The 22,089-nt window shown below is 70.5% G+C and carries 21 protein-coding genes, 1 tRNA gene and 1 riboswitch; of the genes, 12 read left to right on the top strand and 10 right to left on the bottom strand.

The window, feature by feature from the left end:
- Nucleotides 1–80: 80 nt before the first annotated feature.
- Nucleotides 81–247: riboswitch (cyclic di-AMP (ydaO/yuaA leader) on the top strand.
- A gap of 4 nt (nucleotides 248–251) precedes the next feature.
- From ABTX62_RS19260 to ABTX62_RS19240, 5 genes are all read left to right on the top strand, one after another.
- Nucleotides 252–980 (top strand): transglycosylase family protein, encoded by a 729-nt coding sequence (locus tag ABTX62_RS19260; protein WP_352117275.1) that lies wholly within the window; start codon nucleotides 252–254, stop codon nucleotides 978–980.
- Nucleotides 981–1,243: 263 nt separating this feature from the next.
- Nucleotides 1,244–2,524, top strand: coding sequence for a phosphopyruvate hydratase (gene eno, locus ABTX62_RS19255; RefSeq protein WP_283974277.1), 1,281 nt, complete (start codon nucleotides 1,244–1,246; stop codon nucleotides 2,522–2,524).
- A gap of 102 nt (nucleotides 2,525–2,626) precedes the next feature.
- Nucleotides 2,627–3,103 carry an FtsB family cell division protein gene (locus ABTX62_RS19250; RefSeq protein WP_352117274.1) on the top strand — a complete coding sequence of 159 codons (477 nt, stop codon included), beginning with the start codon at nucleotides 2,627–2,629 and terminating at the stop codon, nucleotides 3,101–3,103.
- A gap of 51 nt (nucleotides 3,104–3,154) precedes the next feature.
- The gene (locus ABTX62_RS19245) at nucleotides 3,155–3,685 is read left to right on the top strand and encodes a DUF501 domain-containing protein (RefSeq protein WP_352117273.1); all 531 of its coding nucleotides are present in this window, start codon (nucleotides 3,155–3,157) and stop codon (nucleotides 3,683–3,685) included.
- Complete coding sequence (locus ABTX62_RS19240) at nucleotides 3,682–4,635, top strand: Ppx/GppA phosphatase family protein (protein ID WP_352117272.1); 954 nt, start codon at nucleotides 3,682–3,684, stop codon at nucleotides 4,633–4,635. The genes ABTX62_RS19245 and ABTX62_RS19240 overlap by 4 nt, the downstream gene beginning before the upstream one ends.
- Nucleotides 4,636–4,672: 37 nt before the next feature.
- On the opposite strand, the gene ABTX62_RS19235 is transcribed toward ABTX62_RS19240, so the two are convergent.
- Together ABTX62_RS19235 and ABTX62_RS19230 are read right to left on the bottom strand one after the other, a co-directional pair.
- A complete protein-coding gene (locus tag ABTX62_RS19235) occupies nucleotides 4,673–4,942 on the bottom strand; it encodes a type II toxin-antitoxin system RelE family toxin (protein ID WP_006143791.1) in 270 nt (89 codons plus the stop codon).
- Nucleotides 4,939–5,211, bottom strand: a complete 273-nt coding sequence (locus ABTX62_RS19230; protein WP_352117271.1) for a type II toxin-antitoxin system Phd/YefM family antitoxin — start codon at nucleotides 5,209–5,211, stop codon at nucleotides 4,939–4,941. Before ABTX62_RS19230 ends, ABTX62_RS19235 begins: the two co-directional genes overlap by 4 nt.
- Nucleotides 5,212–5,726: 515 nt before the next feature.
- On the opposite strand from ABTX62_RS19230, the gene ABTX62_RS19225 reads away from it, so the two are divergent.
- Together ABTX62_RS19225 and ABTX62_RS19220 are read left to right on the top strand one after the other, a co-directional pair.
- On the top strand, nucleotides 5,727–7,115 hold the full coding sequence (locus tag ABTX62_RS19225; protein WP_352117270.1) for an NAD(P)/FAD-dependent oxidoreductase: 1,389 nt from the start codon (nucleotides 5,727–5,729) through the stop codon (nucleotides 7,113–7,115).
- A 200-nt stretch (nucleotides 7,116–7,315) separates the two neighbouring features.
- Nucleotides 7,316–8,623, top strand: coding sequence for a class I SAM-dependent methyltransferase (locus tag ABTX62_RS19220; RefSeq protein WP_352117269.1), 1,308 nt, complete (start codon nucleotides 7,316–7,318; stop codon nucleotides 8,621–8,623).
- A 75-nt stretch (nucleotides 8,624–8,698) separates the two neighbouring features.
- Here the strand turns inward: ABTX62_RS19220 and ABTX62_RS19215 are convergent, their stop codons facing one another.
- Together ABTX62_RS19215 and ABTX62_RS19210 are read right to left on the bottom strand one after the other, a co-directional pair.
- On the bottom strand, nucleotides 8,699–11,233 hold the full coding sequence (locus ABTX62_RS19215) for an ABC transporter permease (protein ID WP_352117268.1): 2,535 nt from the start codon (nucleotides 11,231–11,233) through the stop codon (nucleotides 8,699–8,701).
- Nucleotides 11,234–11,270: 37 nt separating this feature from the next.
- Nucleotides 11,271–12,041 (bottom strand): ABC transporter ATP-binding protein, encoded by a 771-nt coding sequence (locus ABTX62_RS19210; RefSeq protein WP_352117267.1) that lies wholly within the window; start codon nucleotides 12,039–12,041, stop codon nucleotides 11,271–11,273.
- Nucleotides 12,042–12,457: 416 nt separating this feature from the next.
- Here ABTX62_RS19210 and ABTX62_RS19205 point away from each other — a divergent pair.
- From ABTX62_RS19205 to ABTX62_RS19195, 3 genes are all read left to right on the top strand, one after another.
- Nucleotides 12,458–12,544 (top strand) — tRNA-Leu (locus ABTX62_RS19205).
- Nucleotides 12,545–12,677: 133 nt separating this feature from the next.
- Nucleotides 12,678–13,904 (top strand): 4-hydroxybenzoate 3-monooxygenase, encoded by a 1,227-nt coding sequence (locus ABTX62_RS19200; RefSeq protein WP_352117266.1) that lies wholly within the window; start codon nucleotides 12,678–12,680, stop codon nucleotides 13,902–13,904.
- A gap of 156 nt (nucleotides 13,905–14,060) precedes the next feature.
- Nucleotides 14,061–14,969 (top strand): Bax inhibitor-1/YccA family protein, encoded by a 909-nt coding sequence (locus ABTX62_RS19195; protein WP_352117265.1) that lies wholly within the window; start codon nucleotides 14,061–14,063, stop codon nucleotides 14,967–14,969.
- Between the two features lie 70 nt (nucleotides 14,970–15,039).
- Here ABTX62_RS19195 and ABTX62_RS19190 read toward each other — a convergent pair whose 3' ends face one another.
- Complete coding sequence (locus ABTX62_RS19190) at nucleotides 15,040–15,270, bottom strand: DUF4287 domain-containing protein (protein ID WP_030844794.1); 231 nt, start codon at nucleotides 15,268–15,270, stop codon at nucleotides 15,040–15,042.
- Nucleotides 15,271–15,371: 101 nt separating this feature from the next.
- Here ABTX62_RS19190 and ABTX62_RS19185 point away from each other — a divergent pair, with 101 nt between their 5' ends.
- Nucleotides 15,372–15,683: a hypothetical protein gene (locus ABTX62_RS19185; RefSeq protein WP_352117264.1), complete on the top strand. Its 312-nt coding sequence runs from the start codon at nucleotides 15,372–15,374 to the stop codon at nucleotides 15,681–15,683.
- A 96-nt stretch (nucleotides 15,684–15,779) separates the two neighbouring features.
- Here ABTX62_RS19185 and ABTX62_RS19180 read toward each other — a convergent pair whose 3' ends face one another.
- The 3 genes from ABTX62_RS19180 to ABTX62_RS19170 all read right to left on the bottom strand — a co-directional run bounded on the left by ABTX62_RS19180 (nucleotide 15,780) and on the right by ABTX62_RS19170 (nucleotide 19,210).
- Nucleotides 15,780–16,562 carry a hypothetical protein gene (locus tag ABTX62_RS19180; protein ID WP_283974290.1) on the bottom strand — a complete coding sequence of 261 codons (783 nt, stop codon included), beginning with the start codon at nucleotides 16,560–16,562 and terminating at the stop codon, nucleotides 15,780–15,782.
- A gap of 273 nt (nucleotides 16,563–16,835) precedes the next feature.
- Nucleotides 16,836–18,053, bottom strand: coding sequence for an acetyl-CoA C-acetyltransferase (locus tag ABTX62_RS19175; RefSeq protein WP_352117263.1), 1,218 nt, complete (start codon nucleotides 18,051–18,053; stop codon nucleotides 16,836–16,838).
- A 131-nt stretch (nucleotides 18,054–18,184) separates the two neighbouring features.
- Nucleotides 18,185–19,210, bottom strand: coding sequence for an SGNH/GDSL hydrolase family protein (locus ABTX62_RS19170; protein ID WP_352117262.1), 1,026 nt, complete (start codon nucleotides 19,208–19,210; stop codon nucleotides 18,185–18,187).
- Nucleotides 19,211–19,369: 159 nt separating this feature from the next.
- Between ABTX62_RS19170 and ABTX62_RS19165 the strand changes: the two genes are divergently transcribed.
- A complete protein-coding gene (locus ABTX62_RS19165; RefSeq protein WP_352117261.1) occupies nucleotides 19,370–20,758 on the top strand; it encodes a cystathionine beta-synthase in 1,389 nt (462 codons plus the stop codon).
- Between the two features lie 361 nt (nucleotides 20,759–21,119).
- Here ABTX62_RS19165 and ABTX62_RS19160 read toward each other — a convergent pair whose 3' ends face one another.
- Nucleotides 21,120–21,482 (bottom strand): MmyB family transcriptional regulator, encoded by a 363-nt coding sequence (locus ABTX62_RS19160; protein ID WP_352117260.1) that lies wholly within the window; start codon nucleotides 21,480–21,482, stop codon nucleotides 21,120–21,122.
- Nucleotides 21,483–21,624: 142 nt separating this feature from the next.
- Nucleotides 21,625–22,047 carry a hypothetical protein gene (locus ABTX62_RS19155; protein ID WP_352117324.1) on the bottom strand — a complete coding sequence of 141 codons (423 nt, stop codon included), beginning with the start codon at nucleotides 22,045–22,047 and terminating at the stop codon, nucleotides 21,625–21,627.
- Nucleotides 22,048–22,089: the final 42 nt, after the last annotated feature.

The following is a 22,089-nucleotide window of genomic DNA, read 5'->3' as shown; positions in this document are numbered from 1 at the left end:
CTACGGTCGTGATCGCTCGTCACCGCGAGCCCCGGCTGCCGCAACGCCGAATCCTGCCAGCGGCGGTACGGGAACAGTCGTCGCGTCAAGCGCCGTAGGCAGGAGCGGGGGACCCAAGGTAAGTGCCCGACCGGCCGGTTGTGCCGGAAGGGCTTGGGGTGAAGCCGTGTCCCGGGAGGGGCGCGGCCGGGCAACTCAACCGGCCCGAACCCGACAGCTCACCTCGCAGGCGTCGGTGAGGGGATCTCTCCATGCTGTTTTCCGGTAAGGGCACGCACCGCCGTCCGTCCAAGGCCACGCGCGCCATCGCCATCGCCGGTGTCACCGGTGCCGCCGTCGCCGCCCCGCTGATGGCGGCCGGCAACGCCTCCGCCGCCACCGCCTCCGAGTGGGACGCCGTCGCCCAGTGCGAGTCCGGCGGCAACTGGTCCATCAACACCGGCAACGGTTACTACGGCGGTCTGCAGTTCTCCGCCTCCACCTGGGCCGGCTACGGCGGCACGAAGTACGCCTCCACCGCCGACCAGGCCACCAAGGCCCAGCAGATCGAGATCGCCGAGAAGGTCCTCGCGGGCCAGGGCAAGGGTGCCTGGCCGGTCTGCGGCAAGGGCCTGTCGAGCGCCGGTTACACCGGCGGCGGCTCCTCCAGCGGCTCCACCAGCAACTCCGGCGGCTCCTCCAGCAACTCCGGCGGCTCCTCGCAGCAGAGCGGGCAGAGCACCGAGACCCGCCAGACCGAGCAGCAGCCGGCTTCCCGCTCCGACGAGCGCCCGGCCGCCAAGAAGACCGTCACCACGCCGACCGGCAAGAAGGTCAAGAAGGGCGACGGCGAGTACAAGGTCGTCAAGGGCGACACCCTCAGCTCGATCGCCGCGGACGAGAAGGTCAAGGGCGGCTGGGAGAAGCTGTTCCAGCTGAACAAGGACATCGTCGAGGACGCCGACCTCATCTACCCGGGCCAGCAGCTGCACCTGAAGTAAGCAGCGGCTTGCCGGACCCGCCCAGGGTCCTCGTGCTCCCCGCCCCGGTGCGTCGTCCCCCGTACGCGCCGGGGCGGGGGTTTTTCGGCAACGGGCTTTGTTCCGTTCGGAAACAATTTACTCTCGGTTCTGTCCATGGGGTGGGCGACCCGGTGGCCGATCGCCCGGAGCCGGTTAGGCTCATGTCGCGAGCCACCACGGCCCGCACCTCGCAGGGTCCACGCGACCCGCGTCACCGCGTCACATCCAAGAAGGAGATGCTCGTGCCGTCCATCGACGTCGTCGTAGCCCGGGAAATCCTGGACTCCCGAGGCAACCCCACGGTCGAGGTCGAGGTCGGCCTCGACGACGGCAGCACCGGTCGTGCCGCCGTCCCGTCCGGCGCCTCCACGGGCGCCTTCGAGGCCATCGAGCTCCGCGACGGCGACTCGAACCGCTACCTCGGCAAGGGTGTGGAGAAGGCCGTCCTGGCGGTCATCGAGCAGATCGGCCCGGAGCTGGTCGGCTACGACGCCACCGAGCAGCGTCTGATCGACCAGGCGATGTTCGACCTGGACGCCACCGACAACAAGGGCTCCCTCGGCGCCAACGCGATCCTCGGCGTCTCCCTCGCCGTCGCCCACGCCGCCTCCGAGGCCAGCGACCTGCCGCTGTTCCGCTACCTGGGCGGCCCCAACGCGCACCTGCTGCCGGTGCCGATGATGAACATCCTGAACGGCGGCTCGCACGCCGACTCCAACGTGGACATCCAGGAGTTCATGATCGCCCCGATCGGCGCGGAGTCCTTCTCCGAGGCCCTGCGCTGGGGCGCCGAGGTCTACCACACGCTGAAGAAGGTCCTGAAGAGCAAGGGCCTGGCCACCGGCCTCGGCGACGAGGGCGGCTTCGCCCCGAACCTCGGCTCCAACCGCGAGGCCCTTGACCTCATCCTCGAGGCGATCAAGGAAGCCGGTTACACCCCCGGCGAGCAGATCGCCCTCGCCCTCGACGTCGCCGCCTCCGAGTTCTACAAGGACGGCGTCTACACCTTCGAGGGCAAGGACCGCTCGGCGGCCGAGATGACCGAGTACTACGCGGAGCTCGTCGACGCCTACCCGCTGGTCTCCATCGAGGACCCGCTGTTCGAGGACGACTGGGAGGGCTGGAAGACCATCACCGACAAGCTCGGTGACAAGGTCCAGCTCGTCGGCGACGACCTGTTCGTCACCAACCCCGAGCGTCTCGCCCGCGGCATCGAGGAAGGCGCGGCCAACGCGCTCCTGGTCAAGGTCAACCAGATCGGTTCGCTGACCGAGACCCTGGACGCCGTCGAGCTGGCCCAGCGCAGCGGCTTCAAGTGCATGATGTCCCACCGCTCCGGCGAGACCGAGGACGTCACCATCGCCGACCTGGCCGTGGCCACCAACTGCGGCCAGATCAAGACCGGCGCCCCGGCCCGCTCCGAGCGCGTCGCCAAGTACAACCAGCTGCTGCGCATCGAGGAGATCCTCGACGACGCCGCGGTGTACGCCGGCCGCTCGGCGTTCCCCCGCTTCAAGGGCTGACCCGGCCCGTAAGGAGCAGCGTCGTACGTACGTCCCCGTACTCGGTCCCGTACCGTGTCCGGGGACGTACGCGCGTATGACGGTGGAGCGGGAGGCGGACAGATGGCCGTGAAGGACCGGGACCGGTTCTCCACCGCGACCAGGATCCGGCTGCTCGGAGAGCAGACGGCGGCCCGGGTCTACCGCTCCCAGACCAAGCGCCAGGCCCGCCGCTCACGGCTGACCGGCCGGGCGGCGCTGCTCGCCCTGGTGATGTGCTCGCTGATCGTGGCCCTGGCCTACCCGATGCGCGAGTACGTCTCGCAGCGTGCCGAGATCGACGACCTCCAGCGCGAACAGCGGCAGGCCCGCGAGCGCGTCGAACGGCTGCGCGACCTGAAGGCGCGCTGGCAGGACGACGCCTACGCCGAGCAGCAGATCCGGCGGCGGTTGCACTACGTCATGCCGGGGGAGACGGGCTTCATCGTCGTCGACCCGCACGCGGCGAAGCCGTCGCGCACCGACTTGGGGGCGGCCGACCGCCCCTGGTACTCGAACGTCTGGGACGGGGTCGACAAGGCCGACGCCTCCGACCGGTGACCCGGCCCAGTCAGTGACCTGAACCCAGAGAAAGACAGCCTGAAGACAGTCATGGAAACGCCCCCGCCGACCACCCCGCGCACCGAGCCCACCGACGCGGACGTCGAGGCCTTCAAGCAGCAGCTCGGCCGACCCCCGCGCGGTCTGCGCGCGATCGCGCACCGCTGCCCGTGCGGACAGCCGGACGTCGTCGAGACGGCCCCGCGGCTGCCGGACGGGACACCGTTCCCCACGCTGTACTACCTGACGTGCCCACGCGCCGCCTCGGCGATCGGCACGCTGGAGGCCAACGGCGTGATGAAGGAGATGACCGAACGGCTGGCCTCGGACCCGGAACTGGCGGCCGCGTACCGTGCCGCGCACGAGGACTACATCCGCCGCCGCGACGAGATCGAGGAGCTGAAGAACTTCCCGAGCGCGGGCGGCATGCCGGACCGGGTGAAGTGCCTGCACGTGCTGGTGGGCCACTCGCTGGCCGCGGGCCCCGGGGTGAACCCGCTCGGGGACGAGGCCATCGCGATGCTGCCGGAGTGGTGGCGCAAGGGGCCGTGCGTGAGCACCGCCGAGGAGGACGCCCGGTGACCCGGGTCGCCGCCGTGGACTGCGGTACGAACTCCATCCGCCTGCTGGTCGCCGACGCGGACCCGGCCACCGGTGAGCTGGTCGAACTGGACCGCCGGATGACGATCGTCCGGCTCGGGCAGGGCGTCGACCGCACCGGGCGGCTCGCCCCGGACGCGCTCCGGCGGACCTTCGCGGCCTGCCGCGAGTATGCCGGGATCATCAAGGAGCACGGGGTGGAGCGGCTGCGGTTCGTGGCGACCTCCGCCTCCCGGGACGCCGAGAACCGGGACGAGTTCGTGGGCGGCGTGCTGGACATCCTGGGCGTCGAGCCCGAGGTGATCTCCGGGGACCAGGAGGCCGCGTTCTCCTTCATCGGCGCCACCAGGGAGCTGGCCGGGGGCGACCATCTGCCGAAGCCCTACCTCGTCGTGGACATCGGGGGCGGCTCGACCGAGTTCGTCGTGGGCGACGACCGGGTTAGGGCGGCCCGCTCGGTGGACATCGGCTGCGTCCGGATGACCGAGCGGCACCTGGTCCGGGACGGGGTGGTGAGCGACCCGCCGCCCGAGGAGCGGATCGCGGCGATGCGGGCCGACATCGAGGCCGCGCTCGACCTCGCCGAGGAGACGGTTCCGCTGCGCGAGGCGCGCACGCTGGTCGGCCTGGCCGGGTCCGTGACGACCGTGTCGGCGATCGCCCAGGAGCTGCCCGAGTACGACTCCGAGGCCATCCACCACTCCCGTGTCTCCCACGACGGGGTCCGCGAGATCACCGAGTGGCTGCTGCGCTCCACCCACGCCGAGCGGGCGGCGGTGCCCTCCATGCACCCGGGCCGTGTCGACGTGATCGGGGCGGGCGCCCTCGTGCTCCTGTCGATCATGGAGCGGATCGGGGCGCGGGAGGTCGTCGTGAGCGAACACGACATCCTCGACGGCATCGCTCACAGCTGCGCCGCCGAGGCGCGCTGAGGGGCATGCTCAGGCGATGTCGGCACCGGGCGGGGCGTCACAGGTTGCGGTAGACGTCCCGCCGGTCGCCCACCTTGACAACGAGAATGACGAGTTCACCATCGTTGATCTGGTAGGCGATCCGGTAGCTTCCGACCCGGAGCCGGTAGAGGCCCGACGGGCCGGTGAGCTTCTTGACGTCGGCGTCCTGGCGGTACGGATCGTCACCGAGTGCGGTCAGCGCGGCCAGGATGCGCATGGCGTCGGGACGGCTGATGGCTCGGAGTTGCCGCTGCGCCGCCGTGGTGAACCGGAAGGCGTACTTCACGTCGCCTCGCCGTCCTGCTCGGTGAACAGGTCCGCGAGCAGTTCCGCCATGGTCACGGTGCTGCCTCCCTCGGCCAGCACCGCCTCGGCCTCGCGCGCCAGCACCACGTCTGCCGCTTCCTCCAACGCTTCGAAGTCCGAGATCGGGACCACGGCCGCCACCGGGGCGCCATTGCGCGTGATGACGGTCGGGACACCTTCCTCAGCCCGGTTGATGTGATCGGCGAGGTGCGCGCGGGCTTCCCGTACGGTCACGGTGTTCTCAGTCATGAAGGAAGTGTACGCATCACCGTGTACACGGCGCATCCGCAGGGGGAGTTGCGTTCCTGTACGACCCTCGACGGCATCGCGTGGTCGGTCGCCCGGCCCGCTTCTGAGCAGGCATGGATCACGGATGAGCGACTCCGGGAGGTTCCGGTGACGCCCCGGCGACAGCCCGTCGGAAAAGTTCGTGAAGTTCTTCACAAGGAATTGGGCCCTCTCGGGCGATCGAAGGACCCCCGTTGACCCGTCCGGGGGCTGAACGGCCCTTTGAACATGTTCAGAAGCGTGGTATGGAGGGGTCCGGGGAGGCGTTCGGGGGGAGCTTCCGGAGGGCCTCACGGAGGCTTCTCGCGCACAGAGAGGCAGCTCACGCGGCATTGACAACGGTCCGGGGTGCACAAACGCTCCCGGTTGTCACCATGACATGGATCACGCGGGCGGCGGAGGATAGCACACACCCCACCCAAGCTTGTGAAGGGGCGCACGAGCCACCCCCCTGAGGCGGGTGGATACTCGATGGCATGAGCACCACGGAGCGTCCCAGGATCCTCGTAGTAGGCGGTGGGTACGTAGGCCTGTACGCAGCTCGGCGCATTCAGAAGAAGATGCGCTACGGCGAGGCGACCGTCACGGTCGTCGACCCCCGGTCGTACATGACCTACCAGCCCTTCCTCCCCGAAGCCGCCGCCGGCAACATCTCCCCGCGCCACGTCGTCGTCCCGCTGCGACGCGTGCTGCCCAAGGCGGAGGTCCTCACCGGCCGGGTCACCACCATCGACCAGGACCGCAAGGTCGCCACGGTCTCCCCGCTGGTCGGCGAGGCCTACGAGCTGCCCTTCGACTACCTGGTGATCGCGCTCGGCGCGGTCTCCCGCACCTTCCCGATCCCCGGCCTCGCCGAGCAGGGCATCGGCATGAAGGGCATCGAGGAGGCCATCGGCCTGCGCAACCACGTCCTGGAGCAGCTCGACAAGGCCGACTCCACCACCGACGAGGAGATCCGCCGCAAGGCGCTCACCTTCGTCTTCGTGGGCGGCGGCTTCGCCGGTGCGGAGACCATCGGTGAGGTCGAGGACATGGCCCGGGACGCGGCCAAGTACTACAAGAACGTGTCCCGCGAGGACATGCGCTTCATCCTGGTCGACGCCGCCGACAAGATCCTCCCCGAGGTCGGCCCCAAGCTCGGCACATACGGCAAGGAGCACCTCGAGGGCCGCGGCGTCGAGGTCTACCTGTCCACCTCCATGGACTCCTGCGTCGACGGCCACGTGGTGCTGAAGAACGGCCTCGAGGTCGACTCCAACACGATCGTGTGGACCGCCGGCGTCAAGCCCAACCCGGCCCTCGCCCGCTACGGCCTGCCCCTCGGCCCCCGCGGTCACGTCGACTGCGAGCCGACCCTCCAGGTCAAGGGCACCGACTACATCTGGGCCGCCGGCGACAACGCCCAGGTCCCCGACCTCGTCGGCCGCAAGGCGGGCAACGAGAACGCCTGGTGCCCGCCGAACGCCCAGCACGCGCTGCGCCAGGCCAAGGTCCTCGGCGACAACGTGGTGTCCGGCATGCGGGGCTTCCCGCAGAAGGACTACGCCCACGCCAACAAGGGCGCGGTGGCCGGTCTCGGCCTCCACAAGGGCGTCGCGATGATCGTCATGGGCAAGATGAAGATCAAGCTCAAGGGCCGGCTCGCCTGGTACATGCACCGGGGCTACCACGGTCTGGCGATGCCGACCTGGAACCGCAAGATCCGCGTCTTCGCCGACTGGACCCTCGGCATGTTCCTCAAGCGCGAGGTCGTCTCGCTCGGCGCCATCGAGACGCCGCGCGAGGAGTTCTACGAGGCCGCCAAGCCGGCCCCGGTCGCCGCCGCGCCGAAGGAGAAGACCGAGGAGAAGGCCAAGGCCTCCTGACCCCCGGTCGGTCAACCGCCTGACGAAGGGCCTCCCGCCATCCGTGGTGCGGGAGGCCCTCGGCGTTTCCGGACCTCACTGCCGGGCCGGGGGGTGACGGCTTTGCCCAGACATGACGCGTGCCGGGGACTGCGCCGACGCCCCGCAGGTGATTACGTGGTGTCGGACATTCCGGGATTCCGCGTCATGGAGGTGTCACCATGGCAGACGCCGCGCAGCGACTGCAGGGCCTCTTCACACAGTTGCTGGGAGCACCGCTTCCGGTGCGCATCCGCGCCTGGGACGGATCGCTGGCGGGCCCGCCGGGCGCGCCGACCCTGGTGGCGCGCAACCGCCGAGCGCTGCGCCGCCTGTTGTTCAAGCCCGGCGAACTGGGGCTGGCCCGCGCCTGGGTCGCGGGCGACCTCGACATCGACGGGGACCTCTACACGACCCTCGATCTCATGGCCGGTCTCGTCTGGGAGCGCGGCGAGGACGCCCGCACCCTCGCCCAGGCCCTGCGCGACCCCGAGGTCCGTGCCGCCGTTCGCGGACTGGTCAGGCTGGCCGGGGCCCCGCTGCCGCCGGCCCCGCCCCGCGAGGAGGCCCGCCGCCCCCGTCGCCGCCCGCACACCAAGCACACCGACCGACGCGCCATCAGCCACCACTACGACGTCGGCAACGACTTCTACGAGATCGTCCTCGGCGAGTCCATGGTGTACTCCTGCGCCTACTGGGCCGCCCCGGACAGCACCCTCGAACAGGCCCAGCACGACAAGCTCGAACTCGTCTGCGGCAAGCTCGGCCTGAGACCCGGTCAGCGACTCCTGGACGTCGGCTGCGGCTGGGGCTCGATGGCCGTCCACGCCGCCCGCGAGCACGGCGTGCGGGTCGTCGGCGTCACGCTCTCCCAGGAGCAGGCCGCCTACGCCCGCAAGCGCGTCGCCGGCGAGGGCCTCACCGACAGGGTCGAGATCCGCGTCCAGGACTACCGCGACGTCCGTGACGGACCCTACGACGCGATCTCCTCCATCGGCATGGCCGAACACGTCGGCGCCGACCGGTACCTGGAGTACGCCGCCGACCTGTACAAGCTGCTCAAGCCCGGCGGACGGCTCCTCAACCACCAGATCGCCCGCCGCCCGCAGCGCGACGAGACGACGTACAGCGTCGACGCGTTCATCGACTCCTACGTCTTCCCCGACGGCGAACTCCAGCCGATCGGCAGCACCGTGGCCCAGCTGGAGCGCGCCGGGTTCGAGGTACGCGACGTCGAGGCGATCCGCGAGCACTACGCCCTCACCCTGCGCCACTGGGTCGCCCGCCTGGAGGCCGACTGGCAGCGCGCCGTGCGGCTGACCGGCCCCGGCCGCGCCCGGGTCTGGCGCCTGTACATGGCGGCCTCGGCCCTGGCCTTCGAACGCAACCGCATCGGCGTCAACCAGGTCCTGGCCGTCCGGACGCCGGACTCGGGCGCCTCCGGGATGCCGTTGCGGGCCCGCACCTGGGGCGCGCCCGGCCGCGGTTGATCCGGACACGAGCCGAAGGGCCGGGCTCCCCGTCGCGGGGGACCCGGCCCTTCGGTGTGCCGCGGCGCGGCGGGGTCACTCGGTCTTGATCGCGTTCAGCATGTTCAGGCGGGCGGCGTTGCGGGCCGGCCACAGCGCGGCCAGGACGCCCACCAGACCGGCCAGCACCAGGAAGATGCCGATCCGGTCCCAGGGCAGGACCAGCGCGTACCCGGGGATCTGGTCCGCGAAGGTCTCGCCGACGGCCCAGCCGAGGAACGCCCCGAGACCGACGCCGACCACCGCGCCGAACACCGAGATGACCACGGCCTCCAGCCGGACCATCCGCTTCACCCGGCGCCGGTCGAGACCGATGGCGCGCAGCATGCCGATCTCCTGCTGCCGTTCGAAGACCGACATCGCGAGGGTGTTGACGACGCCCAGCACCGCGATGATCAGGGCCATCGCCAGCAGGCCGTACATGATGTTCAGCAGGGTGTTGATGGCGCCGCCGAACTCGTTGCGGATGTCCTGCCGGTCCATCACCGTGATCGCCGGGTTGTCGCCCAGCGCGTCGACGAGGACCTTCTCGTTCGCCGCGGACTGACCGCCGTCGACCTTCACGAAGATCTGCCGGATGTAGGGCTTCGTCTCGTGCCGGTCCACGATCTTCCGGTCGATGAGGACGGGGGAGAGGAACTCGCTGTCCTTGTAGACGGCACCGACCGTCAGCGTGGCCTTCTTCTCGTCGCCGAAGGTGACGGGGAGGCTGTCGCCGGTCTTCCAGCCCCTGTTCTTCGCCGTCTTCTCGGCGACCGCGATCCGGCCCTCGGCGAGCGAGTCCACGCTGCCGTTGACGACGTCGACGGTCAGGACCTTCTCGATGTCGCCCGGGGTGACGGCCGAGGCGGACACGAAGTCCCTGCCGTCCAGCTGGAAGTAGGCGTCCTGCTGCGGTGAGACCGCGGACACGCCCTCGGCCTTCCGCAGCGCCGTCAGCGCGGACCCGTCGAGGTCACCGCCGTTGGCCATCGTGACCATGTAGTCGGCCTTGATGTTGTCGGTGGTCATCTTGTCGATGGCCGTGCCGACCGTGACGCCGAGCACCGACAGGCCGGTCACCAGCGTCAGCCCGATCGCCAGCGCCGAGGCGGTGGCGCCGGTGCGGCGCGGGTTGCGGACCGCGTTCTGGCCGGCGAGCTTGCCCGCCACCCCGAAGGGGCCGACGAGCAGCGGACGGACGAGCGCGATCACGGGCCGGGACAGCAGCGGGATCAGGATGATCACGCCGATCAGCGCGAGGAACGCGCCCGCCCCGATGTACATCCGGCCGTCGTCGCCGCCGGTCGAGGCACCCGCCACGATCCCCACCGCGCCGAGGGCGGTGACGGCCGCACCGATGGAGTTGCGCAGCACCAGCGACTTGGTGGTGGCCACCGCGTGGACGCTGTTCATGGCCGCCACCGGCGGGATCTTCGCGGCCCGGCGGCCGGGCAGCCAGGCGGCGAACACCGTGATCAGCACGCCCACCGAGACGGCCGCGATCACCGGCGTGGCGGACACGACCAGCGGGCCGTCCGGCATCTTCATGTCGAACGCGGACATGCCGGAGCGCAGTCCGACGGCCAGGCCGATGCCGAGGACGAAGCCGACGACCGAGGCCACCAGACCCACCAGCGCGGCCTCGGCGAGCACCGAGCGGGTGATCTGCCTGCGGGACGCGCCGACGGCGCGCATCAGGGCGATCTCCTTGGTGCGCTGGGCGACCAGCATCGTGAAGGTGTTGGAGATGAGGAAGACCCCGACGAAGAGCGCGATGCCCGCGAAGCCGAGCAGCACCTGCTTGAGGTTGCCCATGCCCTGCTCGATCTGCGCGGCCTGCTCTTCGGCGAGTGCCTGGCCGGTCTGCGCCTCGGCGGTGTCGGGCAGCAGCGGCTTGACGGCGTTCAGGATCTTCGTGTCGTCGGCGCCGGGGGCGGCGGTGACGGTGACGTTCTGGAAGTAGCCCGGCTTGAGGTACTGCCGCTGGGCGACGGCGGTGTCGAAGAGGACGAGGCTGCCGCCGGCGTTGACGGCGCCGTCCTCGGTGGTGAACACACCGCTGAGGGTGTACTCCTTCACCGGGCCGTTGGTCGCGACGCGCACCCGGTCGCCGACCTCGTACTCGCCCTTGGCGGCGGTCTCCTCGTCCAGGGCGATCTGGTCGTCCTTCACCGGGCCGGAGCCGTCGGTGAACGTGTAGGCGGCGTCCTTGCCGTCCTTGCCGGGGGCGAAGTTGGAGCCCTTGTTGGACCAGCCGACGCCGATCAGCTTCCCGTCGGGGTCGGCGACCCCGGCGAAGCCCTCGACGCGGCCGTACACCCCGGCCACGCCGTCCACGGCGGAGACGCTGTCGAGGACCTTGCCGGACAGGCCCGGCTCCTCCTCGGGGTTGTCCGGGTCGGCGTGCGAGGTGACGGCGACGGCGACGTCGTCGTAGCTTTTCGCCGACTGGTTGCGGAAGGCGTTGGAGAGGGTGTCGGCGAAGACCAGGGTGCCGGAGACGAACGCGACGCCGAGCATCACGGCGAGCACGGTCATCAGCAGCCGGGCCTTGTGCGCGAGTACGTTGCGCAAGGCGGTACGGAACATGGTGGCGGTTCTCAGTCCTGTCGGTCCTGACGGAAAATCAGCTGGTGCGGCCCTTGGCGTCGAACGCCTTCATGCGGTCGAGCACGGAGTCGGCCGTCGGCCGGTACATCTCGTCGACGATCCGGCCGTCCGCCAGGAAGATCACCCGGTCCGCGTAGGCCGCGGCCACCGGGTCGTGCGTCACCATCACCACCGTCTGGCCCATCTCCCGCACGGAGTTGCGCAGGAAGCCCAGCACCTCGGCGCCGGCGCGCGAGTCGAGGTTTCCGGTGGGCTCGTCACCGAAGATGATCTCGGGCCGGGAGGCCAGCGCCCGGGCCACGGCGACGCGCTGCTGCTGACCGCCGGAGAGCTGGGTGGGCCGGTGGCCGAGCCGGTCCGCCAGACCGATCATCCGGATCACGGAGTCCAGCCACTCCTTGTCCGGCTTGCGCCCCGCGATGTCCATCGGGAGGGTGATGTTCTCCAGCGCCGTCAGCGTCGGCAGCAGGTTGAACGCCTGGAAGATGAAGCCGATCTTGTCCCGCCGCAGCTTGGTCAGCTGCTTGTCCTTCAGCGAGCCGAGTTCGGTCTCGCCGATGCGCACCGACCCGGAGGAGAAGGAGTCGAGACCGGCCACGCAGTGCATCAGGGTGGACTTGCCGGAGCCGGACGGGCCCATGATCGCGGTGAACTCGGCCTGCCGGAAGTCGACGGAGACCCGGTCCAGGGCGACCACCTGGGTCTCGCCCTGTCCGTAGATCTTCGACAGCTCCGTGGCGCGTGCGGCCACGGTCGTTGCCCGGTCGGCGAGGGGTGCGGTGGTCACGGGATGGCTCTCCTGTCGGACGGCTGTGCACGGGGAAGGTCGTGTTCCATCGTCCGGGTCCCGCGCCGCCGTGTAGTCACCCGTTGTTCCCGTTTCGGAGGCCGCCTCCAGTCGGACCGCGCGGGGCAGTGTCATACCTGGGGATGACGAACACCCTTCAGGGACCCGGGTGTCGGGAACCGATGGTTCCGGGTGTCGAGAACAGGTGGAGTGCCCTCGTTCGGGCGGTGAAATTCCGTCATTCCGCATACGCGGACGGGCGCCGCACGTAAGGCTATTGGCAAGTGCGGATGGCGTGTTCCGTGTGCTGATGCACCCTCAGACGTCAATAAAATAAGACAACATCGGTCCACGCTTCCGCTGTTCGGGGGACCCGTCCCGATAGTCTCGGGCACTCGATGCGGAGCCCACGGCCTGCCCGGATGGTGGAATGCAGACACGGCGAGCTTAAACCTCGCTGCCCCTTCGCGGGCGTGCCGGTTCGAGTCCGGCTCCGGGCACCATCCGATCCCTGCGTGGTCCATTGAAGAGTTCACGGCGCGCCCGTTGACAGCGGCCGCATGCCGTCGGAGACTCACAGGATATTGGTGAAGAAGATTTCACCTGACGAACGCAGATGGGAAAGAGGGTCGTCCGATGCGCACCACCGTCGGCATCATCGGAGCGGGTCCCGCCGGCCTCCTCCTGGCCCGGCTGCTGCACAACGCCGGCATCGACGCGGTCGTCCTGGAGAGCCGCGACCGCTCCTACGTCGAGCGGCGGCAGCGCGCCGGGATCCTGGAGCAGGGCACGGCGGACGTGTTGCGCGCGGCCGGTGCCGGGGAGCGCATGGACCGCGAGGGGCTGCGCCACGACGGCATCGAACTGCGCTTCGGCGGCAGACGCCACCGCGTCGACTTCCCCGCCCTCACCGGCGGCAGGTCCGTGACCGTCTACGCCCAGACCGAGGTCTGCAAGGACCTCATCGCCCTCCAGCTCCAGGAGGGCGGGCCCCTGCTCTTCGAGGCCGAAGCGCTGGCCGTGGAGGACGCCGACACCGACACCCCGCGCATCCGCTTCCGGCACGAGGGCCGCGAGGGCGTCCTGGAGTGCGCCTACGTCGTCGGCTGCGACGGCTTCTGGGGTGTGGCCCGCAAGGCGATCCCCACCGCACTCACCCAAGCCTTCGAACGTACGTACCCCTTCGGCTGGCTCGGCATCCTCGCCGACGTGCCGCCCTCGCACGACGAGCTGGTCTACGCCCGCCACGACCGCGGCTTCGCCCTGCTGTCCATGCGCCCGCCCGTCACCCTCCACCACCCTTCCGGGGAAGCCCCTTCGCTCACCGTCGGATCCTTCGTCTCCCGCCTCTACCTCCAGGTGCCCGACGGCACCGACGCCGGTGCGTGGAGCGACGAGGAGATCTGGGACGAACTGGAACGCCGGTTCGAGACCACCGACGACTGGCACCTCGCGCGCGGCCCGATCACCCAGAAGTCGGTCACCCCCATGCGTTCCTACGTCCACGAACCCATGCGGCACGGCCGCCTCTTCCTCGCCGGTGACGCGGCACACATCGTCCCGCCGACCGGGGCCAAGGGCCTCAACCTCGCCGTCGGCGACGTCGTGACCTTCGCGCGGGCCCTGACCCACCGACAGCAGACCGGATCCCCGGCCCTGCTCGACGCCTACTCCGCGACCTGCCTGCGCCGGGTCTGGCAGGCCGAACGGTTCTCCTACGACATGACGACCCTCCTGCACCGCGCGCCCGGCGCGACCCCCTTCGAGGACCGGCTCCAGCTCGCCCGGCTGGAGCGGATCGCGACCTCCCGCGCCGCCGAGACCGACCTGGCCGAGGCGTACACGGGATTCCCTATCGGGTGAGCCGGGAGTGGCCCCCGTGGTGAGGGGAATCGCGAAGCCACGTAGCGTGTTGGGCAGCACGACGAGGGAAAGATCCTCCCCAAGCAGTAGGGTCATTCCTTTGCCTACCTATTACTCTTGAGCCAAGGCCACGCCTGGTGGCCATGGAGGAGTGAAATGAGGAGCAGAAACCCGGTCTTCTCGCGACGGGGGTTCAGCCGCGACAACGGCTACGCGGGCTTCAACACCGCGCCGCAGGCCGGGGGTCCCGCTGTCGCCACCCAGGGCAACCCGTACGCGCAGCCGACAGGCGACCAGTACGCGCAGAACCCGTACGCGCAGAACCCTTACGCCCAGCAGGACCAGCAGTACGGCGCGCCGCCGCAGGCTCCGGCCACCACCGGCCGGATGACCATCGACGACGTCGTCCTGCGCACGGCGAGCACGCTCGGTGTGCTCATCCTCACCGCGGCGCTCTCCTGGGCCCTGCTGCCGATCGACGACGCCAACATCGGCCGTACCTACGGCATCGGTATCGGCGCCGCGCTGATCGGCATGGTCCTGGCGTTCGTGCAGGCCTTCAAGCGCAAGGCCTCGCCCGCGCTGATCCTGACGTACGCCGCGTTCGAGGGTGTCTTCCTCGGCGTCGTGTCCAACATCGTCGACAACCGCATCGCCGACGGCGCGGCCATGCAGGCAGTGATCGGCACCATGGCGGTCTTCGCCGGTGTGCTGATCGCCTACAAGGCCGGCTGGATCCGCGTCAACCGCCGCTTCTACGGCTTCGTGATGGCGGCCGCGCTCGGCTTCATCCTGCTGATGGTCGTGAACCTGCTGTTCGCGGTGTTCGGCGGCGGTGACGGCCTCGGCTTCCGCAGCGGTCCCCTCGGCATCGTCTTCGGTGTCGTCGGCATCATCCTCGGTGCCTGCTTCCTCGCCCTGGACTTCAAGCAGGTCGAGGACGGCGTCGCCTACGGCGCCCCGCGCGAGGAGGCGTGGCTCGCGGCCTTCGGCCTCACGCTGACGCTCGTGTGGATCTACCTGGAGTTCCTGAGGCTCATCTCGATCCTCAACAGCAGCGACTAGTTCCGACGGTCGTCGCGCGAAGGGCCCCGGCTCCGGCCGGGGCCCTTCGTCGTCTGCGGGACGGTGCGCGCTAGCGGAGTTTGCGCGCGGCCCTCCTCAGGTCGTACTCGTGGATGATCGCCTTGGCGTGGCCGTACGCGAGGTTGTGTTCGTGCCGGAGCCAGCTGACCTTTTCCTCGAAGCGGAAGAGCGCCGGGCCGTCTTCGACGGTGCGCAACCAGTCGGAGATCTCACGACCGGTGCAGTGCGGAATGCGGGCGAGCATGTTGCGGTGGGTCTCTTCGGAGAAGACTTGGGACATCGGCGCCTCCGGACGCTGGGATGTAAGCCGGTCCTTCAGGTCACCGTGCCTGAGTGTTCGCCCGTTGGCAACAGTCCGGGTGCGACGCGTACGCTCGCGGCGTGGTTGATACGACGCCTTTGACCCGTGCGGTGGAGCACTTCGCCGATCGTTTGAGGGCCGCGCCCCAGAGCCGGCTGCAGCGTGGTGCTGCCGCGGAGGCTCTCGGGCTGGCCCGGGAGTTGGCCCGCAGGGCGCAGCGGCTGGAGGCCCCGGACACGGAGCCTCGGGAGATGCCGGATGCGGGGATGTTTGCGGCAGCAGATCAGATCACCGTCGCCGGGAATGATTTGGCGGTGGTGATTCCCGCCGACGCCGATGTCGACGACGCCGTGCGGGTGGTGGAGGAGGCGCAGAAGCGGGCAGGGGTCTGAGCGTCGTACGCGGGTGCCGCCGGTCCGTGGGCGCCCGCGCCCGAGCGGCGGAGCCGCATGTCGACACCGACCCCGCGCCCCTGGCCGGGCGCTTCCCTACAGGGACGCGATGACCCGGTCCGCCAGGATGTAGACGTTCTCCTCGCCGCACTCGAACGTCAGCGTGTAGGCGCCGGAGACGCCGGAGCCGCCCAGCAGGGTCGGTGTCACACCCGTGCGCAGGGCGGTGGCGAGGCGTTCGGCGGTCTCGCGGTGGCCCGGCGTCATGCACAGGGTCGTGCCGTCGGCGAAGACGTAGACGTCCAGGGTGCCCAGCGGGCCGGGACGGACGTCCGTCAGCTCGACGCGGGAGGAGGCCAGCCCCTCCAAGGTGGCGACGGTGCGCTCGTGGTCGTTCACGACCGGCGACTGCGTCGGTACGAAGTCCGGGTGGGAGGGATGGCGGCGGCGGGCCGCGGCCAGCTCCGGGGACTCGCCGACCGGCTCCTCGGCATCCGCGCCGGGCTCGGACACCGGCTCCAGACCCGCGAAGTCGGCCTGCCGGGGCAGGAACAGATCGGTCTCGGGCAGACCCAGCAGGGAGGGGGCGTCGGAGGCGTCACGGGCCTCCTGGGCGGCCCAGAACGCCCGCGCCTCGGCCAGCTCCCGCTCCCGTTCCTCGGCGAGCGCCGCCGCGACGGCGGCACGTATCTCATCGGTGTCGGCAGCGGTGCGGGCCGCGGGCAGCAGCGCACGGGTGGTGGCGGCCCGGTTCTCGGCCAGCGCGGTGTGCAGGGCCGCGACCTGACGGCGCAGCTGCAGGACGGTGCGCAGGACGGCGACGCCCACGGCGCCCGTGGCGGCCGTGGTGACCAGCAATGCGATCGGCATGGCGCTCACTGACGTACTCCCGGTTCAAAGTCGACCCCCGACTTCCTACATCAGCTTGAAGGGCGGACTAACCACCTGTCAGTGCGTAACGTCACGAAACGGACAGAGCTTCGGTCCCGGGGGAGAGGGTGGGACTGCTGTGACCTGGGCTCCTCTTCAAGGAGAGGGAGATAGGTCACATCCTGAGGGAGATTGGATCACAAAACAGCCCAGAACTCCGGAGTTTCCGGAGTTCTGGGCCAATGCCTCACAGAGCGTGCTATGGCGGCTACCGTACGGCGATCAGCTGAGGCGCTCGATGACCATGGCCATGCCCTGGCCACCGCCGACGCACATCGTCTCCAGGCCGAACTGCTTGTCGTGGAACTGGAGGGAGTTGATGAGCGTGGTGGTGACGCGGGCGCCGGTCATGCCGAAGGGGTGGCCGACGGCGATGGCACCGCCGTTGACGTTCAGCTTCTCCAGCGGGATGCCCAGGTCGCGGTAGGAGGGGATCACCTGGGCGGCGAACGCCTCGTTGATCTCGACCAGGTCGATGTCGTCGATGGTCAGCCCGGCCCGACGCAGGGCCTGGTTGCTGGCCTCCACCGGGCCGAGGCCCATGATCTCGGGCGACAGGCCGGAGACGCCGGTCGACACGATCCGGGCGAGCGGGGTGAGGCCGAGCTCGCGGGCCTTGGTGTCGGACATGATCACGAGGGCGGCGGCGCCGTCGTTGAGCGGGCAGCAGTTGCCGGCGGTGACCATGCCGTCGGGGCGGAAGACCGGCTTGAGGCCCTGCACGCCCTCCAGGGTGACGCCGGCGCGGGGGCCGTCGTCCTTGGCGACGACCGTGCCGTCGGGGAGGGTCACCGGGGTGATCTCGCGCTCCCAGAACCCGTTCTTGATGGCTTCCTCGGCGAGGTTCTGCGAGCGGACGCCGAACTCGTCCATGTCCTGGCGGGTGACGCCCTTGGCGCGGGCCAGGTTCTCGGCGGTCTGGCCCATCGCGATGTACGGGTCGGGCAGCAGGCCGTCCTCGCGCGGGTCGTGCCAGGTCGAGCCCTCGGACTGGGCGGTGGCGACGGTCCGGGCCTCGGCGTCGGCGAAGAGCGGGTTGTGTGTGCCGGGCATGTCCGAGCTGCCGAAGGCGTACCGGGAGACCATCTCCACGCCGGCCGAGACGAAGACGTCGCCCTCGCCGGCCTTGATGGCGTGCAGGGCCATGCGGGAGGTCTGCAGGGACGAGGAGCAGTACCGGGTGACGGTGCAGCCGGGCAGGTGGTCCATGCCCATCTGCACGGCCACGATCCGGCCGAGGTTGTGGCCCTGCTCGCCGCCGGGCAGGCCGCAGCCGAGCATCAGGTCGTCGATGTCCTTCGGGTCCAGCTCCGGGACCTTGGCCAGGGCGGCCTGGACGATCGTGGCGGCCAGGTCGTCCGGGCGGAGGTCCTTGAGGGAGCCCTTGACGGCGCGGCCGATGGGGGAGCGGGCGGCTGAGACGATCACGGCTTCGGGCATCACGGCTCCATTGACGTACCGGGTGGTCTGGCAGGGCTGTGTGGGAAGTTACCCGTACGTATGGCCTGGGTCACGGGTGTCGCGGTGTGACTCTGACCGCAGTTTCCAAGCGCTTGCTTTTTCTGGCCTCCTCAGTTCGAGGGCGTCGCGGGGGCCGGCTCCTGCTCGGGTACCCGCCTGCGCCGCCGGCGCTTCAGCAGGGCCCACGGGCCGCGCGGCCCGCTCGGCATCGCCGCCGCGACCTCCGTGCCCGCCTCCGACGCGGCCTCCGCCGCCGCCCGCGCCACCGGCAGGAAGCCCTCGCGGCGAGAGGCGTCCGGGCGCTCCTCCTCGGCGGGCCACAGGCCCAGGCAGGCGCACACGGTCGGCAGGACCGCCATCGCCGCCGTCGCGTAGCCCTCGGCGGAGGGGTGGTAGCTGTCCGGGCCGAACAGCTCGCGCGGGTTCTGGGCGAACTCGGGCCCCAGGAGGTCGCCCAGCGACACGGTGCGGCCACCCTGTTCGACGACTCCGATCGTCTGGGCGGCCGCCAGCTGGCGTGAGGCCCGCCGGGCCAGCCAGCGCAAGGGCTGGCGGACCGGCTCGATCGTGCCGAGGTCGGGGCAGGTGCCCACCACGACCTCCGCACCGGCCGTGCGCAGCCGGCGGACCGCCGAGGACAGGTGGCGGACCGAGCGGGTCGCGGGCATGCGGTGGGTGACGTCGTTCGCGCCGACCATGATCACGCAGATGTCGGGCACCGGGTCGGGATCGGCCAGCAGCAGCGCCACCTGGCGGTCCAGGTCGTCCGAGCAGGCCCCGGGGGTGGCCACCGTGCGCAGGATCACCGGGCGCTCCGCCAGCGCGGCGAGCCCCGACGCCAGCAGCGCCCCGGGGGTCTGCCCACCCCGGTGCACGCCCTGGCCCGCGGCCGTGGAGTCACCCAGCATCGTCAGCCTCAGCGGTACCTCGGCCGGAACGGCGTACGTACGGCCGTACAGCCCGTCCGCGTGCGGCACGTGCGGCGACGTGCCGTTGCCGACCCGTCGCCGTGCCAGCTGCATCTCGGCCAGCACGAGACCCACGGTGGCCGCACCGGCCAGACCGATCCCGCCGCCGCCGTACGCCGCGCCGGCCGCGATCCGCCGGGCCACCCTCGCCCTCGACATGCTCGTCATGTGCTGCCGCCACCTCCTCGAACCCGTACACCCAGTGCTTGCCCCGTACAGCGGGTCGCCCAATCTCGACGGGCGGTGATCGACCGTCACGGACCACGGGCAGGCCATAGGCTGACGGCACCACTACAACCACTTCTTTCGCGGCATCCGGAGACAACGGTGCAATACCACGACTCGATGATCAGCCTCGTCGGCAACACCCCGCTGGTGAGGCTCAACAGCGTGACCAAGGGCATCAGGGCGACCGTCCTGGCCAAGGTGGAGTACTTCAACCCCGGCGGCTCGGTGAAGGACCGGATCGCCCTGCGCATGATCGAGGCGGCGGAGGAGAGCGGCGCGCTCAAGCCCGGCGGCACGATCGTCGAGCCGACCAGCGGCAACACCGGCGTCGGGCTCGCCATCGTCGCCCAGCAGAAGGGGTACAAGTGCATCTTCGTGTGCCCCGACAAGGTGAGCACCGACAAGATCAACGTGTTGCGCGCCTACGGCGCAGAGGTCGTCGTCTGCCCGACGGCCGTCGACCCCGAGCACCCGGACTCGTACTACAACGTCTCCGACCGGCTGGTCCGTGAGACGCCCGGAGCCTGGAAGCCCGACCAGTACTCCAACCCCCACAACCCGCTCTCCCACTACCACTCGACCGGCCCCGAGCTGTGGGAGCAGACGGAGGGCAGGATCACCCACTTCGTGACGGGCGTGGGTACCGGCGGCACCATCTCCGGTACCGGCCGCTATCTGAAGGAGGTCAGCGGCGGTTCGGTGAAGGTCGTCGGCGCCGACCCCGAGGGCTCCGTCTACTCCGGCGGCTCCGGACGGCCCTACCTCGTCGAGGGCGTCGGTGAGGACTTCTGGCCGACCGCCTACGACCGGAGCGTCGCGGACGAGATCGTCGCCGTGTCCGACAAGGACTCCTTCCAGATGACCCGTCGTCTCGCCAAGGAGGAGGGCCTGCTCGTCGGCGGCTCCTGCGGCATGGCGGTCGTGGCCGCCCTGGAGGTCGCCGAGCGGCTCGGCCCGGACGACGTCGTGGTGGTCCTTCTCCCGGACAGCGGCCGCGGCTACCTCAGCAAGATCTTCAACGACGAGTGGATGGCCGACTACGGCTTCCTGGAGGACGCCGGCCCCAGCGCCCGCGTCGGCGACGTCCTGAACGACAAGGAGGGCGACCGCATGCCCTCCCTCGTCCACATGCACCCCGAGGAGACGGTCGGCCAGGCCATCGAGGTGCTGCGCGAGTACGGCGTCTCGCAGATGCCGGTCGTCAAGCCGGGCGCCGGCCACCCCGACGTGATGGCCGCCGAGGTCGTCGGCTCGGTCGTGGAACGCGAGCTGCTGGACGCGCTGTTCAGCAAGAATGCCTCGCTCGACGACCCGCTGGAGAAGCACATGTCCGGCCCGCTGCCCCAGGTCGGCTCCGGCGAGCCCGTCGCCGACCTGATGGCCGTGCTGGGCGAGGCCGACGCGGCGATCGTCCTCGTCGAGGGCAAGCCGACCGGTGTGGTCAGCCGGCAGGACCTGCTGACCTTCCTGGCCCGCACGGGGAAGTGACGGCCAGCGTCCGGTGAACCGCCCGTGAACCGGGTGAACTTGCGGCGTCCGTGACCTTCGCCGACTTCGCGGAACCGGTACGCGGGTGTCACGTCCGCGCAGCACCCGCTTAACACGGGTCCGGCACCTTGGTGGGTGTCGGCAGGGGCGATGGGGGTACCTCCCAGGCGTTCAGCACTGGGGGAGGCTCCCCGTCCAGGCCGGCACCGAGCGGCGTCGAAGGACCTCCGGAGCGGCTCCCGGACCTCCATGGACGCCCTGGACGCGACGGCCCGGCCTGACCGGACCCGCGTCCTTCGCGGGGACCGCCGTCGTCCCGCCCCCCGTTCACGGGGGTGCGGCGGTCCCCGCGCACTCACCCTCACGCGACGTCGGCCCGCGTGGCCGGCCGCCCGGCTCCCCGGCAACGCCGGGCGCTCCGCCGTCTCCGAGCCCGGTTCGGGCGTGTAGGCATCGTCCGCTCCGGTGCCGCCGGGATCGTGAAGGTCTCGTAGGGCAGGGTCGGCAGACCCGCGAGCGGGTGCCGCAGGAGCTTCACCCCGTGGTCGCAGGGCTTGACCAGGTGGTCGGCCCACAGGTGGCGGAACTCCGCACCCGCCCGCGTCAGTTGGCGGTGTGAGCCGCCCCGTGACCGGGTCACCGGGATGGCGGCCCGCCGGCAGGCGCAGGTGCGCGACCGTCTGGGCGGCGGTCTCCGCCGCGGTTCACACCGGTCTCTCCGCATCCTCGCGACAGTACGGCCCGTTCACGGTGGCCGACGTGGGCAGCCCGAACGGCACCTACGCGCTCGGGGTGGAGCTCGTGCGAGGCGGGGTCGTCGCGCTGCCGACCCCGCCAGGTCTGACCCGGACCGGGGGCCTTGGCGCTCAGTCCTCCCAGTCACCGTCCCGGGAGGACTTGCGGCGGCCGAACAGACCCGGGTTGGTGCGGGCGGCCTGGACGACGTTGACGCCGACGATGCCCGCCCAGGCGGTGAGCAGGCCGGGCAGATGGGCCACGCCCCCGCCGATCGCGGACAGCGGCACCGCCAGGATCAGGGAGACGATCCCGAACCCGAACCGCTCGCCCCAGGAGTCCGTGGCCCTCGGCGACCGCGAGTCCCGGGCCGTCTGCATCTGCTGTTCGGCGAACTGCCGGCGCACCCGGCGCTCCACCGCGCCGTCGATCCGCTGGTCGACCTTCTCCAGGAAGGAGTCGACCAGCGCCGACTCGTACTCCTCGCCCAGATCCCTGCGTGCGTGCAGGGTGGCGTCGAGTTCCCTCTTCAGGTCGGTGTCCCGCGCGTCCATTCCCGTCATGCCGTCCACGGTAGAAAGGGGCGGTGCCGCCCG

Origin of the sequence: Streptomyces sp. NPDC096046 (assembly GCF_040303285.1) — a bacterium.
Lineage (GTDB): Bacteria > Actinomycetota > Actinomycetes > Streptomycetales > Streptomycetaceae > Streptomyces.
The sequence above is the reverse complement of the archived record's forward strand: the minus strand, read 5'-3'. Positions and strand labels throughout refer to the sequence as shown.

What these genes read in the sequence shown, in the direction of transcription:
- ABTX62_RS19230 (WP_352117271.1), bottom strand. Translation starts at nt 5,211, where the DNA reads ATGACTGAGAACACCGTGACCGTACGGGAAGCCCGCGCGCACCTCGCC.
- ABTX62_RS19155 (WP_352117324.1), bottom strand. Translation starts at nt 22,047, where the DNA reads ATGGACGCGCGGGACACCGACCTGAAGAGGGAACTCGACGCCACCCTG.
- ABTX62_RS19175 (WP_352117263.1), bottom strand. Translation starts at nt 18,053, where the DNA reads ATGCCCGAAGCCGTGATCGTCTCAGCCGCCCGCTCCCCCATCGGCCGC.
- ABTX62_RS19160 (WP_352117260.1), bottom strand. Translation starts at nt 21,482, where the DNA reads ATGCGGAGAGACCGGTGTGAACCGCGGCGGAGACCGCCGCCCAGACGG.
- ABTX62_RS19225 (WP_352117270.1), top strand. Translation starts at nt 5,727, where the DNA reads ATGAGCACCACGGAGCGTCCCAGGATCCTCGTAGTAGGCGGTGGGTAC.
- ABTX62_RS19170 (WP_352117262.1), bottom strand. Translation starts at nt 19,210, where the DNA reads ATGACGAGCATGTCGAGGGCGAGGGTGGCCCGGCGGATCGCGGCCGGC.
- ABTX62_RS19215 (WP_352117268.1), bottom strand. Translation starts at nt 11,233, where the DNA reads ATGTTCCGTACCGCCTTGCGCAACGTACTCGCGCACAAGGCCCGGCTG.
- ABTX62_RS19245 (WP_352117273.1), top strand. Translation starts at nt 3,155, where the DNA reads ATGGAAACGCCCCCGCCGACCACCCCGCGCACCGAGCCCACCGACGCG.
- ABTX62_RS19220 (WP_352117269.1), top strand. Translation starts at nt 7,316, where the DNA reads ATGGCAGACGCCGCGCAGCGACTGCAGGGCCTCTTCACACAGTTGCTG.
- ABTX62_RS19190 (WP_030844794.1), bottom strand. Translation starts at nt 15,270, where the DNA reads ATGTCCCAAGTCTTCTCCGAAGAGACCCACCGCAACATGCTCGCCCGC.
- ABTX62_RS19195 (WP_352117265.1), top strand. Translation starts at nt 14,061, where the DNA reads ATGAGGAGCAGAAACCCGGTCTTCTCGCGACGGGGGTTCAGCCGCGAC.
- ABTX62_RS19260 (WP_352117275.1), top strand. Translation starts at nt 252, where the DNA reads ATGCTGTTTTCCGGTAAGGGCACGCACCGCCGTCCGTCCAAGGCCACG.
- ABTX62_RS19200 (WP_352117266.1), top strand. Translation starts at nt 12,678, where the DNA reads ATGCGCACCACCGTCGGCATCATCGGAGCGGGTCCCGCCGGCCTCCTC.
- ABTX62_RS19250 (WP_352117274.1), top strand. Translation starts at nt 2,627, where the DNA reads ATGGCCGTGAAGGACCGGGACCGGTTCTCCACCGCGACCAGGATCCGG.